At 64.8% G+C, this 14,465-nt stretch carries 14 protein-coding genes, 1 pseudogene and 1 other annotated feature; of the genes and pseudogenes, 8 read left to right on the top strand and 7 right to left on the bottom strand.

Annotation, left to right across the window (positions count from 1 at the left end; all coding sequences use genetic code 11):
- Positions 1–95: 95 nt before the first annotated feature.
- Together OU996_RS16120 and OU996_RS16115 are read right to left on the bottom strand one after the other, a co-directional pair.
- Positions 96–1,421, bottom strand: coding sequence for an ATP-binding protein (locus OU996_RS16120; RefSeq protein ID WP_267582627.1), 1,326 nt, complete (start codon positions 1,419–1,421; stop codon positions 96–98).
- An 11-nt stretch (positions 1,422–1,432) separates the two neighbouring features.
- Positions 1,433–2,152 carry a response regulator gene (locus tag OU996_RS16115; RefSeq protein WP_267582626.1) on the bottom strand — a complete coding sequence of 240 codons (720 nt, stop codon included), beginning with the start codon at positions 2,150–2,152 and terminating at the stop codon, positions 1,433–1,435.
- A gap of 261 nt (positions 2,153–2,413) precedes the next feature.
- Here OU996_RS16115 and OU996_RS16110 point away from each other — a divergent pair, with 261 nt between their 5' ends.
- From OU996_RS16110 to OU996_RS16095, 4 genes are read left to right on the top strand one after another with little or no spacing between them, the layout of a single operon-like run.
- Complete coding sequence (locus tag OU996_RS16110) at positions 2,414–2,686, top strand: cysteine rich repeat-containing protein (protein WP_267582625.1); 273 nt, start codon at positions 2,414–2,416, stop codon at positions 2,684–2,686.
- A gap of 37 nt (positions 2,687–2,723) precedes the next feature.
- Complete coding sequence (locus OU996_RS16105) at positions 2,724–3,926, top strand: efflux RND transporter periplasmic adaptor subunit (protein ID WP_267582624.1); 1,203 nt, start codon at positions 2,724–2,726, stop codon at positions 3,924–3,926.
- Positions 3,923–5,086 (top strand): ABC transporter permease, encoded by a 1,164-nt coding sequence (locus tag OU996_RS16100; RefSeq protein ID WP_267582623.1) that lies wholly within the window; start codon positions 3,923–3,925, stop codon positions 5,084–5,086. The genes OU996_RS16105 and OU996_RS16100 overlap by 4 nt, the downstream gene beginning before the upstream one ends.
- A complete protein-coding gene (locus tag OU996_RS16095) occupies positions 5,083–5,784 on the top strand; it encodes an ABC transporter ATP-binding protein (protein ID WP_267582622.1) in 702 nt (233 codons plus the stop codon). Before OU996_RS16100 ends, OU996_RS16095 begins: the two co-directional genes overlap by 4 nt.
- A 148-nt stretch (positions 5,785–5,932) precedes the next feature.
- On the opposite strand, the gene OU996_RS16090 is transcribed toward OU996_RS16095, so the two are convergent.
- The gene (locus OU996_RS16090) at positions 5,933–6,565 is read right to left on the bottom strand and encodes a TetR family transcriptional regulator (RefSeq protein ID WP_267582621.1); all 633 of its coding nucleotides are present in this window, start codon (positions 6,563–6,565) and stop codon (positions 5,933–5,935) included.
- A gap of 84 nt (positions 6,566–6,649) precedes the next feature.
- On the opposite strand from OU996_RS16090, the gene OU996_RS16085 reads away from it, so the two are divergent.
- Complete coding sequence (locus tag OU996_RS16085; RefSeq protein WP_267582620.1) at positions 6,650–7,309, top strand: O-methyltransferase; 660 nt, start codon at positions 6,650–6,652, stop codon at positions 7,307–7,309.
- A gap of 229 nt (positions 7,310–7,538) precedes the next feature.
- On the opposite strand, the gene OU996_RS16080 is transcribed toward OU996_RS16085, so the two are convergent.
- Positions 7,539–8,135: a TetR/AcrR family transcriptional regulator gene (locus OU996_RS16080; RefSeq protein WP_267582619.1), complete on the bottom strand. Its 597-nt coding sequence runs from the start codon at positions 8,133–8,135 to the stop codon at positions 7,539–7,541.
- 48 nt (positions 8,136–8,183) lie between these two features.
- Here OU996_RS16080 and OU996_RS16075 point away from each other — a divergent pair, with 48 nt between their 5' ends.
- Both OU996_RS16075 and OU996_RS16070 read left to right on the top strand, forming a co-directional pair.
- Entirely contained in the window at positions 8,184–9,023 is an 840-nt protein-coding gene (locus OU996_RS16075) for an oxidoreductase (RefSeq protein WP_267582618.1), read from the top strand.
- Between the two features lie 179 nt (positions 9,024–9,202).
- Positions 9,203–9,682, top strand: a pseudogene (locus OU996_RS16070) (hypothetical protein); the annotation flags it as partial.
- Positions 9,683–9,721: 39 nt separating this feature from the next.
- On the opposite strand, the gene OU996_RS16065 reads toward OU996_RS16070, so the two are convergent.
- Both OU996_RS16065 and OU996_RS16060 read right to left on the bottom strand, forming a co-directional pair.
- Positions 9,722–10,953, bottom strand: a protein-coding gene (locus OU996_RS16065; RefSeq protein ID WP_267582617.1) for an IS3 family transposase whose coding sequence is annotated in 2 segments (ribosomal slippage) — positions 9,722–10,656 and positions 10,656–10,953 — 1,233 coding nt in all. Because the reading frame shifts where the segments join, the coding sequence is not laid out codon by codon here.
- Positions 10,553–10,669, bottom strand: a sequence feature (AL1L pseudoknot). Its footprint overlaps the gene before it by 117 nt.
- Before the next feature lie 47 nt (positions 10,954–11,000).
- The gene (locus OU996_RS16060; protein WP_267582616.1) at positions 11,001–12,032 is read right to left on the bottom strand and encodes a hypothetical protein; all 1,032 of its coding nucleotides are present in this window, start codon (positions 12,030–12,032) and stop codon (positions 11,001–11,003) included.
- A 141-nt stretch (positions 12,033–12,173) separates the two neighbouring features.
- Here OU996_RS16060 and OU996_RS16055 point away from each other — a divergent pair, with 141 nt between their 5' ends.
- A complete protein-coding gene (locus tag OU996_RS16055; RefSeq protein ID WP_267582615.1) occupies positions 12,174–13,316 on the top strand; it encodes an AraC family transcriptional regulator in 1,143 nt (380 codons plus the stop codon).
- Positions 13,317–13,456: 140 nt separating this feature from the next.
- Here OU996_RS16055 and bla read toward each other — a convergent pair whose 3' ends face one another.
- Complete coding sequence (gene bla / locus OU996_RS16050) at positions 13,457–14,398, bottom strand: subclass B3 metallo-beta-lactamase (RefSeq protein ID WP_267582614.1); 942 nt, start codon at positions 14,396–14,398, stop codon at positions 13,457–13,459.
- Positions 14,399–14,465: the final 67 nt, after the last annotated feature.

The following is a 14,465-nucleotide window of genomic DNA, read 5'->3' as shown; positions in this document are numbered from 1 at the left end:
GTGGCTCTCATGGCATCAAGTCCTTTGCCGTTGCTGAGGCGGCAAGGGTGAGCAGCCAAGGTATCGCCGCTCGAACCGCGGCATGTCGATTTGTATCAGCCCGCAGGTTCCGCCCGCGGCAACCGGACCCGGACGGCAAGCCCCCCGCGCCAGCTGGTGTCCAGCTCGACACTGCCGCCGTGCCGCTCGACCAGCCGGCGGACGATGGTCAGGCCGAGGCCCGTCCCGCCGCTGTCGCGATTGCGCGAGGACTCCAGCCGATGGAACGGCTCGAAGACGCGCTCGCGCTCCTCGGCGGGGATGCCGGGGCCCTCATCCTCTATGACCAGCACCACAGGCGAGCCGCTGGCATCGATGCGGGCGAAGGCACGCTCGCCATAGCGCAACGCATTGCCGACGAGGTTCGCAATGACGCGCCCGAGCGCCTTGTCGCCCATCGCGACCCATGCCGGGCCGTCCGGCAAGTCGAGGACGAGGCGCGCGTCGTTCTGCTCGGCGCTGTAGCGGCGCAGCGCGGCCGCGACGTCGGCGGAGGGCGGCTCTGTCGGGGCAAAGGACTCCTGCGCGAAGTCGAGTGTGTCTTCCACTAGCGACTGCATGGCTTCGACATCGGCAATGGCGCCGGCGCGGTGGCGACTGTCCGGCAACATTTCCACGCGCAGGCGCAGGCGAGTGAGATAGGTGCGCAGGTCGTGCGAGATAGCGCCGAGCGTCAGCGTTCGGTTGCGCACTAAAGCGGCGATACGCTCCTGCATCGCGTTCACCGCGCGGATCAGCTTGCGCAACTCCGGCGCGCCGCGCTCGGCTATCGTGACCGGGGCGATGTTCTCGCCGACCCTGTCGACCTCGCGGGCGAGGCGTGTGATCGGCCGCATCTCGCGCGCGACCGCGACCAACGCGGCCAGAGCGACAAGGACGCCGAACAGGCCGGCGAAGAAGCCGATCGGCACGCCGAGCAGCCGGACGGTGACGCGGTCCTGGATATCGAGCCAGACATAGCCGCCCTCGGCCAGTCCGACATAGACGCTGAGCATGTCACCGCGCCCGTCTTCAGTGGGGCCGTCGAGGCGCACGAGCACTTGCCGCCCCTGCGCACCGCGCAGCGCCAGCGCCGTCCGGATGGAACGCTCGATACGTCCGATGCCTTTCGTGGGGTCGAGATTATCGGGTAGGGCGGGAATGATCGTAGCGATGCGGCCATTCTCGCTGAAGGCCTCCAGCAAAGCGGGCCGAAGATCGGCCGGCACCTCATCGACCAGTAGGGCCAGAGACGCGATCTGCCGCGGCAGTGAAGGCGGCGCCTCGCCGAGAGTGCGCCCCCCCTCGCCCGCGCCGAAATAGAAGGCCAGCGCCAGCAGCTGGATGGCGAAAAACGCCATCGCGACGATCAGGATGATGCGGGTGAGCAGGCCAAGACGCATGGCAATTCGCCTCAGACCTCGTGCACGTCGGCCGAGAACAGGTAGCCGACATTTCGCACGGTGGTGATCGGTTGCTCGGCCTCGCCGAGGCCGCAGGCCAGCTTGCTGCGCAGCCGCGACACGGTGACGTCGATGGTTCGGTCAAACGGGTCGCCACCGGCGCGCCCGCGTGTCCAGTCCAGCAGCTGGTCGCGCGAGAGCACGCGGCCGGGCCGTTCGAGGAAACAGGTCAACAGGTCGAACTCGGCCGTGGTGAGAAGCACACGCTGCCCGCTCTCGTCCGCCACCGTGCGTGCGTCGAGATCGGCGATGAGCCCCGCGAAACGCCGGCGCCTCCGCTCTGGCACACGCGCGGACAGGGGACCGGACGCGCGGCGCAGCAATGCGCGGATGCGCGCGAGCAATTCGCGCGGGTTGAACGGCTTGCCGAGATAATCGTCGGCGCCAATCTCCAGCCCGACGATGCGGTCGATGTCGTCATGCTTGGCCGTGAGCATGAGGATCGGTACGCGGCTTCTGGTCCTGAGCCGCCGGCAGATTGACAGCCCATCCTCACCGGGCAGCATGATGTCGAGGATGACAAGGTCGGGCATGCCGCGCGCCAGCGCCCGGTCCATAAGGACGCCGCTGCCGACCGCCTCGACGTCATAGCCCTCGCCGCCGAGGAAATCGACGAGCAGGCTGCGAATGTCGCGGTCGTCCTCAACCAGAAGCACTCTTGCGGCTGTCATGGCGCTGGCATGACAGCGACGACGGAGCCGCGCAAGCCGTCCCCACGGCGTCGATACAAACTGCAACAAAAAGCCCCGGCGCGGAGACACGGCCGCAAACCCTCGGGTCGATATTCGCTTCCACCGCCGTGCGCAGCACACCCGTTCCCGGCGGCATGGCAGGCGCAAACCTGCCCGCCATGGAGCCTGTCGCGGTCGGCCGCCCCCCAGCCGGGCGGGCTCCATGGTCCTGTGTCCCAACCCGCTAAAGGAGCCGACCTCATGGATCGTGCGTTCTTCCTTCGCGCCGGCCTCGTGCTGGCTTTCGCCACCCTGCTCGGCGCCGCCTTCTCAGGAGCCGCGTCGGCACAGAACCTCTCGCGTGCACAGGCAGAGGCTGTCCGTGCCGCCTGCAAGGCGGACATCCGCGCCACCTGCCCCGGCGTGCAGCCAGGCGGCGGGCGCATCCTTCAGTGCATCAAGGCCAATCCCGACAAGATCTCCCAACCCTGCAAGGAGGCTCTCGTCGCCGCCAAGGCTACCCCCGCCCAGTGACCCGCCCCCGGCCGCCCTTCACCCGGATGCCCTTGTCATGAACGTCCAGCCGGGCCTCGACCCGTTCCTGTCGCTGGAGGCCCCCCTCCCGCGTCCGCGTCGTCGCCATGGGCTTCGGCTGACCGTCCTCGTGGCGGTGGTTCTGGGGATCGGATTCGCTGGCCTGCGCTATTTCTATCCGCATGCGGTCGAGGGTGAGATTCTGCGCTCAGGCATGCTGGATGTGGAGCTTCGGGGCCCCGGCACATTGTCGGCCCTGACCGAGGCAAGCGTCGGCAGTCGCATCCAGGCGCGCATCGAGGAACTCGCTGTCGACCGCAACGACGTGGTCGCCAAAGGTGAGACACTCGCCCGCCTCGCCTTCGATGACCTCAGTGGCGAGGTCGACGCCGCCGAGGCGAGCGCCCATGCCGCCGAGCGCGGGGTGGGTGCCGCACAAGCCGAGCGCGACCGCGCCCTCGCGACGCTGGAACAGGCGCGCGCGACGCATGAACGGCAGGTCGCGCTGCTCGCCAAGGGTGTCTCCAGCGCGGCGGGCCTCGAAGACGCGCTCGCCGCCCGCCGTCAGGCTGAAGCCGACATCGCGCGCGCGGGCCGCGCCATTGAGCAGGCCGAGGCCGAGCACGATGCCGCGAAGGCGCGCATAGCCGTTGCCCGCGTCCAACTCGACGACAGCGTGCTGCGCGCGCCGATTTCCGGCGTGGTGGTGTCGCGCACGCGCCATGTCGGCGAGGTGCTGGCGCCGGGCAGCGAGCTGCTGCACCTCGTCGATCCGGAAAGTCTTGTCCTGACCGCGCGGCTGGACGAGAGCGCCATATCCGCTGTCCGGTCGGGACAGGCGGCGGAGATCACCTTCACTCGCGCCGAGGACACCATCCGCGGGCACGTCCTCAGGCTCGGGCGGGAGGTCGACCGGGAGACGAGGGAATTCGAGATCGACATCGCGCTCGATACGGTTCCCGCGAACTGGGCCCTCGGCCAGCGCGCCATGGCGCGTATCATCCTCGAGCGGCGCGGCCCGTTGCTGACCGTGCCAACGTCGTATCTTGTCTGGCGCGACGGGCGCCCCGGCGTATGGATCGCGTCCCGCGGCCGCGCGCGATGGCGCGAAGTAACGCTGGGCGAGGCCGGCGCGCGGCGCGTCGAGATCCGGCGCGGTCTTGATGCCGGCCAGGAGATCCTCAAACCTGACGACCTCTACCCGTTCATGCGCGTGCGCCTCGCCGGAGCGGCCCCGTGAACCTGGCGCTGAAAGATACGCTCCACGCACCGACCCGCTTCGCGCTTACCACTGTCGGCATCGCCTTCCTCGTCATGGCGGTGATCGGCATGATCGGCCTCTATCGCGGCATCGTCGAAGATGCGCTCCTCATCATCGACCGGATCGATGCTGATCTCTGGGTCGTGCAAGGCGAGCGCGCCGGGCCTTTTGCCGAAGGTTCCGCCGTGGCGGCCGACATGGACCGGCGGGTCGAGGGCGTGCCCGGTGTCGCGGATGTGCGGCGCTTCACCCAGTTCAGCCAGCAGTTCAGCTTCGCCGGCGCCCCGCGCCGCGCCACCGTGACCGGTGTCGACGTGCCGCGCGACAATGGACGCTGGCTGTCGCTCGCGGAAGGTCGCTGGCTCGGCGGCAGCCGCTATGAGGCGGTGGCAGATGCGAGCACCGGCCTGAAGGTCGACGACCGGATACAGCTCGCGCGCGATGTCTATACGGTCGTCGGCCTCACGCGGCAGATGGTCGATTCGGCCGGCGACGGACTGCTTTTCGTCGGTATCAATGACGCGGCCGTCATCGCGCGACGCCGCACATCGGAAGAGATCCATCTCGCGCGCGCCGCCGGGACCGGCGCCAGCGCCGTGAGCGCCGATGCAAGCTCGGTGGCGCAAGACAGCAAGATCTCTGCCGTGCTGGTCCGGCTCGATCCCGCCGCCGACACCGCTCGCGTGATCGCCTCCCTGCAGCGCTGGGGCGACGTGCGGGTCATGACCACGGGCGAGCAGCGTGATCTGATGCTCAATGCCCGGCTCTGGAAGCTGCGCCTCCAGATCCTGACCTTCACCGGGATGATCCTTGTCATCACCGCCATCGTGGTGTCGCTCATCGTCTACACCATGACCCTCGAAAAGCTGCACGTGATCGCTCTGCTAAAGCTGATGGGCGCGCGCGAGAGCGTCGTGGTCCGTCTCATCGGCCAGCAGGCCGCACTCATCGGCATCGCCGGCTACGCACTTGCGGTCGTCCTGGCATGGATGATCTTCCCTTTCTTCCCGCGCCGCGTGGTGATGCTGCCGCCCGATCTTGCGCAAATCGCGCTTGCCCTTGCTATTGTCTGCACCGTCGCGGCGTGGGTCGGCATTACCCGCGCCTCTCAGGTCGAGGCACGCGAGGTGTTGTCGTGAGCGGCGCACCCGTGCTTTCGGTGCGCTCGCTCTCACGCCACTACGCCACCGGTGGCGGGCTGGTACGCGCGCTCGACGGCGTCTCGCTCGACGTTGCTGCTGGCGAGCTGGTCGGCATCCTCGGGCCAAGCGGCTCGGGCAAGAGCACCTTCTTGATGCTCGCTGGGCTTCTGGAGAATCCAACCTCCGGCGAGGTCTGGCTGGCGGGGGAGAGGGTTTCCCACGCCGACGCCGACCTCGACTCGCTGCGCCAGATACGCCGCAAGCGCATCGGCTTTGTGTTCCAGAAGGCGAATCTGATCCCTTTCCTGTCAGCAGTGGAGAATATCGCGCTGGGCCTTGAGCTCGCGGATGTAGCCCCTGCCGATGCCCGCGCCCATGGAAGACGGCTGCTTGCCGCGCTCGATCTCGTACATCGCGCCGATCACCTGCCGGCGAAGTTGTCGGGCGGCGAGCAGCAACGTGTGGCGGTGGCGCGAGCGCTTGCCAACGCTCCGCCGCTCATCCTAGCCGACGAGCCCACGGCCGCGCTGGACAGCGTACGCGGCCGTCAGGTGATGGAGATCTTCCGCCGCATCGCCGGCACGCGGGGTGCGGCCGTGCTGGTGATCACACATGATCCGCGCTCGACCGACCTGTTCGACCGCATCGTGCACTTCGAGGACGGTCGGATATGTGTGGGCAAGGTCGACCGATGATGATGCTGATGTGATCGCCGAGACTGTACCGGTTGATGCCGACGTTCTCCCGCCAATTCTCCTGGCGGAGAGAAGCGGAAGACGATGAAAGTATTGAAGTTTTGGGATGCGGAGAAGGGCGCTCGTCCTGCAGCCAAACCCTCGCGGCTCAGTTCTGTTGCAGATCGCGCAGATAAGCGCAAAACATGCGGGTCAATCCGGCGGCATAGGCGTCGATCTCGGCGGTGTTTCGTGGCGTTGACGAGAACTGCTTGCCGGCCGCGCTCATCGCGGTCGTGATCAGATCGATGGCCAATCGTCGGGTTTCCGCCGAAGCCTCGGGAAGCGCATCCTGCATGAAAGCGTCAAACACCTGGGCTCCAGCCTCACGTGCTTCGCGTGTCTCTTTCGCGTCGCGGTAGAACGGCGCCGCGTCAGCGAGTGCCACGCGCAATGCTGCCTCCTCGCATTCCGACAGGATGAACGCGCGCACCAGTCTCCCTAGCCGGTCGAGCGGCGGTGTGGCTGCGTCGCCGAGGATTTCGGTCATTACGCCGGTCGTCTGCCGCCATTCGTCACTTTGGAGGCGGAACAGGATCGCGGCCTTGTTGGGGAAGTACTGATAGAGCGATCCGACGCTGACGCCGGCTTTCTCCGCCACGCGCGCCGTGGTGAAGCGCCGCGCGCCTTCCTGCACCAAAACCTGAACAGCCGCTTGCAGGATAGCCGAAACCAGTTCGTTGGAGCGGGCCTGCTTCGGCTCCTTTCGCGAGGAAATCCGGACCTTTGGCAGATCGGCCACCGGGCTGCTCCGCAACGCGAATAGGAAACACGACGAATTATTCGTATTTTCTGTTTCGACGCAAGAAACATCCGGAGACTTCCCATGACCACCCTAACCGGCGCGCCGCTGGGGCCGCTGCTCGACCGACTCTTCTCGGAAGCTGAAGCGGCAAAGAACCCCGCGCTCCCAGAGTTCTCGCGCGAAGAGCGCGAGCGGCTGATGCGGAGCAGGACCGGCTATCGCGAACTCTATGGGCGCCTGAAGGATGCCTGGCTTCCGGTCTCCCGGGAAACTGGTCTGCTGCTCTACATGCTGGCGCGCAGCAACTCGGCACGAGTGATTGTCGAGTTCGGGACCTCGTTCGGCATCTCGACCCTGCACCTGGCCGCCGCACTTCGCGACAATGGCGGCGGACGGCTGATCACCAGCGAGTTCGAGCCATCAAAGGTCAAGCGCGCGCGGGAGCATCTAAGGCAAGGTGGTCTCACCGACCTCGTCGAAATCCGCGAGGGTGATGCGCTAGAGACGCTTGCTGCAGACCTTCCCGAAACGATCGATCTGCTGCTGCTCGACGGAGCCAAGGCGCTCTATCCGGACATTCTAAGCCTGGTCGAATGCCGCCTGCGGCCCGGCGCGCTTATCATAGCTGACAATGCCGACCACAGCCCCGACTATCTCAAGCGCGTACGTGAACCGGGCGGCGGCTACTTCTCGACCCCCTTCGCCGAAGACGTTGAGCTCTCGATGCGCATCGACGGGTAATATCCGTGCGATCCAGATACTGCACCGTCATTCCAGGATCGAGGATACGATCCGGCGCCTTGGTGTCGACGTGGCGGATGCATTTCTCCCAGCGGAGCGAGGCGAAATCTGAATTCGAGCGGTCATCCGTCCATCGCGGATGACCGCTCGACGCGTAGGGCATGTTGCTTGCCGGTCGGCCTTGGCGGCCCGGCGGCAGCTTACGTGGTGAAATCGCAGACTGTGGCCGTTAAGCGAATCCGAGAAGCAACGTCTTCGCCATTTCTCTTGCCTGCGAGGTAAGTTCCTCATCCCGCAGTTCGCCGGCGGTCCAGAACGACAGAACCCCGCGAAAGGCGAAGGCGAGCTGTTCCGGCAGACAACACAGCGCGCGCTCCCTGTCCGCCCCGGCCAAGCCTTCCCCGGCGCCGAGCGCCAGCGCCCATAAGGTCGTGGAGTGCGCCAGGACCTTTCCTGGGGAAGGACCGGCCGTGCCGATCCAGCCCATCACAACGCGGTTTATCTCCGGTTCCTCCAGCATCACCTGGACCGCCGTGTCAATTGCCAGCAGGACCCTGCCGGCAGCATCGGCCGGCGGCGATATATCGGCAAAGCGCTTGGCCATCGTATCGATCCGCCGGCCCGACAGGGCATGCATGATCGCCGCCTTGCTGCCGAACTGATTGAACGGTGTCGCGAAACTCACCCCGGCCTCGGTGGCAAGGTCGCGCATCGAGAAATCGGCCTTGCCCCGGCGCAGCAGCCGCTCCGCCGCGTCCAACACACGCTGGCGAACCGGCTCGCCGCGCGCGGCGGTCGGCGCTGCCTGGGTCTTGTTTCCTGTCATGGCCTGTTTATATCATGATATAGATATGATCGTTTCAGGAGTTGTATCATGGCTTCCACCCCCAAGACATTTCTCATCACAGGCGTCAGTTCCGGACTCGGGCGCGCCTTTGCCCTCGGCGCGCTCGAAGCCGGTCACCGTGTTGTCGGCACCGTGCGGCGGCAGGGTGATGGCGAGGCCTTCGCCGCGCTCGCGTCCGGTCGCGCTCACCCGGTCACGCTGGATGTGACCGATTTCGACGCGATCCCGGCGGCTGTCGCCGCAGCCGAACAGCAAGCCGGCCCCATCGACGTGCTGGTGAACAATGCGGGTTACGGGCACGAGGGCGTGCTGGAAGAATCGTCCATGGACGATCTTCAGCGCCAGTTCGCCGCCAACGTCTTCGGGCCCGTCGCGATGATCAAGGCGGTGCTGCCGGGCATGCGCACACGGCGTCGCGGCCATATCATCAACGTCACGTCCATGGGTGGCTTCATCACCATGCCGGGGATCAGCTTCTATTGTGGCAGCAAGTTCGCGCTGGAAGGCCTGTCCGAGGCGCTCGGCAAGGAAGTGGGGAGCTTCGGAATTCGGGTGACCGCACTCGCGCCCGGCCAATTCCGCACCGATTGGGCCGGCCGCTCGATGGATCGCACGCCGCGCAGCATTGCCGACTATGACACGGTCATGGACCCGGTCCGCGCCGCACGACAGTCCAAGAGCGGCAATCAACCCGGCGACCCGGACAAGGCTGCTCAGGCGTTGCTCGCTCTGGTCGATGCCGAGAACCCGCCCGTGAGGCTGTTCCTCGGAGCGGACGCGCTGGGGCTGGTCGAACAGAAACTCGATCGCATGCGCGACGAAATCAGCGCATGGGAGGCACTTTCGCGCTCAACCAGCTTCGCATAGTGAGCGATTGTATCCTCCGAGGTTAGGAACGAAACCGAAACCGCGACGATCTCAGACATCACCTGCGCGGCAGCGTGGGCGAGGTTGGAGGTGGCGTGTGCGCCTTCATCAATCGGAGCGGACGCGCCATTGCGCCGCAACGGGCATTTGAGCGTCCGCATCCGCACTTCCTGCGTTGGCATCGGGAGATCACCGAGGAGATCCTGCGGCTGATGCCGGACGAGAACCGTTACCCGCGCGCCGCGGCCGAGGCGGTGCGGGCTTTCCTCATGCTGCGGCTCGGTCTGCATCTCGGGCTGCGGCAGAAGAACCTGCGTCAGCTCCTCGTCTGTCCTCGCGGCCGGCCACCAACCTCTGAGCGCCGCCTCGTCGAGATGAAGCGTGGCGAGCTGCGCTGGAGCGGGCGCGACCAGGGATGGGAAGTGCTCATCCCCTCCGTCGCCTTCAAGAACGCGAACTCGTCCTTCTTTGGCAGCAAGCCGTTCCGGCTGATCCTGCCGCACCTCGGCGGCCTCTATCACTATCTCGAGGCCTATATCGACCGGCACCGCCGGGTGCTGCTCAAGCAGGCTGCCGATCCGGGCACGCTATTCGTCAAGACGGTGAAGCTCACCAGCAAGAATGCCGCGTACTGCCAGAACACCTTCTATGAGGCCTGGTGAACCGCCCCGGCTTCACCGGAGGCCATTTGGTTTAAGTCACGCGGCCATTTTCTGCTCACCGAGCATGCCGTAGTAGCGCTCCTCGGCTTCGGCCGGCGGGATGTTACCGATAGGCTCCAGCAGCCGGCGATGGTTGAACCAGTCAACCCAGGTCAGCGTGGCGAACTCGACGGCCTCGAAGGATCGCCAAGGCCCCCGACGATGGATGACCTCGGCCTTGTAGAGGCCATTGATCGTCTCGGCGAGTGCGTTGTCATAGCTGTCACCGACGCTGCCGACGGAGGGCTCGATGCCGGCCTCAGCCAGCCGTTCGGTGTAGCGAATGCTCACATATTGCGAACCGCGGTCGCTATGGTGCACCAGGCCGCCGCGATGGGCGGGCCGTCGCTCGTGAAGGGCCTGCTCCAGCGCATCCAGCACGAAGCTGGCATGCGCGGTCCGGCTCACCCGCCAGCCGACGATGCGGCGAGCATAGGCGTCGATCACAAAGGCGACGTAGACGAAGCCCGCCCAGGTGCTGACATAGGTGAAGTCCGAGAGCCAGAGCCGGTTAGGCGCCGGCGCATGGAACATCCGGTTCACACGGTCGAGCGGGCACGGGGCCCCTTTGTCCTGCACCGTGGTGCGGACCGGCTTGCCGCGGATCACACCGGCCAAGCCCATGCCCTGCATCAGCCGTTCGACGGTGCAGCGCGCCACATCGAACCCCTCGCGCATCATCTGTCGCCAGACCTTGCGCGCTCCATAGACCTCGAAGTTCTCGGCGAACACGCGCTCGATCTCGGGGCGCAGAACCTCGTCCCGTAGCGCCCGTGCCGAGCACTTCGACGGATCAAGCCGCCGGGCGACATGCGCATGATAGGTCGATGGGGCGATCGGCAGCACCTTGCAGATCGGCTCGACCCCATACGCACCGCGATGACCATCGATGAACGCGATCATGTCTTCGACCGGCGGTCGAGCTCCGCCATGGCGAAATAAGCAGATGCCTTGCGCAGGATCTCGTTCGCCTGCCGCAGCTCGCGGTTCTCGCGCTCAAGGGCCTTCAGCTTCGCCGACATATCCGTCGTCACGCCGGCCCGCTTGCCGGCATCGACCTCGGCCTTCTTCAGCCACTCATTCAATGAGTGCGCCGAGCAGCCGATCTTCGCCGCAATCGACACGATCTCCTGCCAGCGCGAAGGGTGTGCAGCCTCGTGATCCAGCACCATCCGCACCGCCCGGGCACGCACCTCAGGCGAGAACTTGTTCGTCGTCTTGCTCGTCATAGCCCCATCCTCTCAGGAGTTGGGGCCTCCGGCAAAGCCGGGGCGGTTCATACCCTCGCGGACGCCTCGATATAGCGGTCACACCGCTCGAGACACAGCCGGGCTTCCTCACGCCTGCCAATCTCAAGAAGGCATGAGACTTTCTCGGCCATGCACGCCAGAGCGAGGCGTGGCCACCCCCGTCTTTCGCCAAGGGCCTCGCCGCGGCTCAGCAAGATCCCCGCAAGATCATAATGCATCCGGTGCCGCGCAATGCGCGCAAGCACCAGATAGCAGCGCAGCGCGCTTTCGATCGAGCTCTCGGCGTCTACCAGGGGCAAGCGGTCGCCAATCAGCCGCTCAGCGTCATGGAGGTCGCCCTGCTCATAATGCACAAGAGCGATGAGAGAGAGCGGGAGCAGGATAAGCCCCTCCGCGGCGTCGGTTCGGCTGGCTTGGGACGCCTGAAACATCCCGCATGCGTGGGTCGCCAGGCGCTTGGCGGTCGTCAATCGGAGCTGATCGATCGCAAAAGCGGCCTCTATGGACAGATCGAACCCCGCGGCAGTGGCCTCGGAACGCGAACAGCCATTCCCAGGCCACTGGCTTGACGCGGCCTGGAACGCCTGCTGGCGCATGAGCTTCCACAATCCTATTTTGTAGAGGGTCCGGGCGGCGCCCTTGGGCGCTCCATTGCGGTCCATATGCACCTGCGCCATGGTGTAGGCCGCAAGCCAATGATCATCGAACGCTAGGCTCACAGCCCGCAGCAGGTGTGTCGCCTCCGTGAGCCGCCTCGCGGCCAGAGTTGGAAGACCATCGATCTGCAGCTCGATATGGTCGATCAGCTCATTGGCATCGTCCGTGCGCTGTGCAAGCAGGAACTGCCACGTCCTCGACAGGAGACGTCTGATCTCGGGCAGGCTTGCGCCCGTTCGGTTGGGCCTCCGGGCGCCCCGCCGCAGGGGGACTTGGAGAGACCTGGCGTCAAGCTTCGCCGCAACCGCGATTGACCCAGCCTCCGATGCCTCAACATCATTACACGCGGCCTCAGGGCGAGCCCTCCTCCTTTCGTCCCTTAGCAAGAGGTCTTCGTCCATTGGCAGCTCGACTTAGCATCAGTTAAGGCGGGTAAGTATTCAGGGTGACGGTCAGTGGTTTGCCGTGATCGCAAATGAGGGGCGGCCGGGCCGGGCGGTGGCCGCGACTGCTGCCGGCGGCAAACACGCTGGTGGCTGAACATGGCCAAACCCGATATGGAAGAGAAGCCGTATGGTGGCCAGCATCCTGCAAAAAGCGGCCAAATGCGCCAGCATCAGCCATCCAACTTTCATGGAGGGAGCATGTTTGCAATTGATCCCGACGATAATGTGTATTCGGTCTTTAAGATCGGCAAGATCGTCGATTGTCTGAAGGCCGAAGGGGTTCCGCTGCAGGCGGCGCTCCAGGGAATCCGCATCTCGGAAGCCGAACTGACGTCTCCCATGACCAAGGTATCGGTTAATCAGATCCTTCAGTCGTACAAAAACGCATTGAAATTCAGCCAGAACCCCAGTTTCGCGTTCGAGGTCGGGTCAAATTTTCACGTTTCGACATTCGGGATCTATGGCCTCGCACTGCTGAGCGGGACCGATTTTCGACAGACGGTCGCGTTTTCCCAACAATACTATCAGTTGACGGCGCCGCTCGTGGATGTGACGTTCGAAGAGCAGGACGCGTTGGCAATCTGGTGCATCACGGTGCTTCCGTTCACGTCTCTCGACGACGCCTTGCGTGATTTCATCATAGAACTACAATTCAGCGCGCTTCTTTGCGCCCATCGTGATGTTATGGGTGCGGACTTCTGTCTTACGCAGGTGCAATTACAGGCGCGGAGGCCCATCTCAGGCGCGCGTCTTGCCGAACAATTTGGCTGCGAAATTCTCTACGAGCAGCCGAAAAACAGATTGTTGTTCCCGGTCGAATGGCTCGACAAGAAGCCGGCCCTCGGCAATTCCGTCACCTATGCACACGTCGCGCAAATTTGTAACGACTTGCTGACCGAGCTCGAGCAGAACATGGGCGTCGCCGGCAAGGTGCGCCAAGTGCTGCTTGGAACTCTCGAATCCCCGCCGGGCGCGAAAACGCTCGCCCGTCAGCTCGGCCTCAGTCCGAGGTCGCTCAGGCGGCGGCTGCAGGAGGAGAACACGTCCTATCGTGCGCTGATCGACGATCTGCGCGCACAAACCGCCATCAGCTACTTGCGCGACACCCGCCTGACCGTGGAGACCATTGCGGCCTTGCTGGGGTTCAGCGACCCCGGAGCGTTTCGTTACGCCTTCAAGCGCTGGACAAAGACAACGCCGAATGCGTTCCGGCGCTCCGGCGCGAACCCCGGGTGCTAGAGCATGCGTCGGCCCCGCCTGCAGCCACGTTGATCGGATCACGCATCTCTCCCGATCAAGGTGAGGTCGACCCGCCAATCAGATGTCTTTGATCCGATCGATCGCACTCCGGGCGGACCGCAGCGGGAGACGCCCATCTTTCACTTCGGCGGGCTGCTGGCGCCGAGTTCATCGTCCACCTCGTCTTCAAACGCACGCTTCTTGCTGGCGATGAAGCGCCTGTAGCCCTCCGGATCGATCCAGACGGTTACGCCCTCCGTCTCCGCACGCTTTCGCTTGGCTTGAAAGCCGTAATATTCGTTGTGCTGGGCCAGCCAGATATCCGGCTTGAGCATCTCCAGCATATGGTGCGTCTTGCGGAAGTCCTCCGCGATGCCGGGGTACGACGGGTCTTTCGCCACGCGGTAGCCGGGATTGAAACCCGCACCGTCCGGAAACGCCACAACATAGGCCTTGCCGTCGACCACCAGGTTCGCGATCCATGTGGTGGCGCCGCGGGTGTGGCCGGGCGTGTGATAGGCGGTGAGAAGCACGTCGCCCAGCTTGATGACGTCGCCGTCGCGCAGGACACGGTCCACTTTCACGCCTTCGTAGGCCAGATCGTTGCGATACTTGAAATCGTCGCGGTCGCCGCTCTCCATGGCCGCGACATCATCCTTCATGACGGCCAGCTGCGCTCCGGTCAGCCTCTTGATGAAGGCGAACGCCCCGGCATGATCGATATGGGCGTGGGCGTTGATCAGGATCTTGATATCTTCCGGCCTGAAGCCAAGCTTTCGAATGGAGTCGACGATCATCGGTCCCGATGAGGGCATACCCGTATTCATCAGAATATGCCCCTGCGCCGTGGCAAACAGAAAAACCCCCAGGCCCTCGGTCCCCACGAAGTAGATCGGCCCGACGATCCTGAAGGGTTCCGTCGGCTCTTCCCATTTCAGCGTTTTGTTGGCGTATGACAGGAATAATTTATTGTCGTTGGCGAGTTGCTCCCAGGTGACCTGGTTCGTCGACTGGGTCTGTGCCAGTCCCGCATCGGCCACAAGAAGCGTCAAGCCCATAAGGACACAAAAGGGCCTGGACATCCTGCTCTCCGATGTTTGGAGCCTTGATCTTGCTGCCGGCTGGCCGGTGGGTCCACGCTCGTGCCGT

Origin of the sequence: Ancylobacter sp. SL191 (assembly GCF_026625645.1) — a bacterium.
Classification (GTDB): Bacteria; Pseudomonadota; Alphaproteobacteria; order Rhizobiales; family Xanthobacteraceae; genus Ancylobacter.
This window is presented reverse-complemented; position numbering and strand designations above follow the sequence as displayed.

What these genes read in the sequence shown, in the direction of transcription:
- bla (WP_267582614.1), bottom strand. Translation starts at nt 14,398, where the DNA reads ATGTCCAGGCCCTTTTGTGTCCTTATGGGCTTGACGCTTCTTGTGGCC.
- OU996_RS16110 (WP_267582625.1), top strand. Translation starts at nt 2,414, where the DNA reads ATGGATCGTGCGTTCTTCCTTCGCGCCGGCCTCGTGCTGGCTTTCGCC.
- OU996_RS16120 (WP_267582627.1), bottom strand. Translation starts at nt 1,421, where the DNA reads ATGCGTCTTGGCCTGCTCACCCGCATCATCCTGATCGTCGCGATGGCG.
- OU996_RS16080 (WP_267582619.1), bottom strand. Translation starts at nt 8,135, where the DNA reads ATGACAGGAAACAAGACCCAGGCAGCGCCGACCGCCGCGCGCGGCGAG.
- OU996_RS16075 (WP_267582618.1), top strand. Translation starts at nt 8,184, where the DNA reads ATGGCTTCCACCCCCAAGACATTTCTCATCACAGGCGTCAGTTCCGGA.
- OU996_RS16105 (WP_267582624.1), top strand. Translation starts at nt 2,724, where the DNA reads ATGAACGTCCAGCCGGGCCTCGACCCGTTCCTGTCGCTGGAGGCCCCC.
- OU996_RS16115 (WP_267582626.1), bottom strand. Translation starts at nt 2,152, where the DNA reads ATGACAGCCGCAAGAGTGCTTCTGGTTGAGGACGACCGCGACATTCGC.
- OU996_RS16085 (WP_267582620.1), top strand. Translation starts at nt 6,650, where the DNA reads ATGACCACCCTAACCGGCGCGCCGCTGGGGCCGCTGCTCGACCGACTC.
- OU996_RS16055 (WP_267582615.1), top strand. Translation starts at nt 12,174, where the DNA reads ATGGCCAAACCCGATATGGAAGAGAAGCCGTATGGTGGCCAGCATCCT.
- OU996_RS16060 (WP_267582616.1), bottom strand. Translation starts at nt 12,032, where the DNA reads ATGGACGAAGACCTCTTGCTAAGGGACGAAAGGAGGAGGGCTCGCCCT.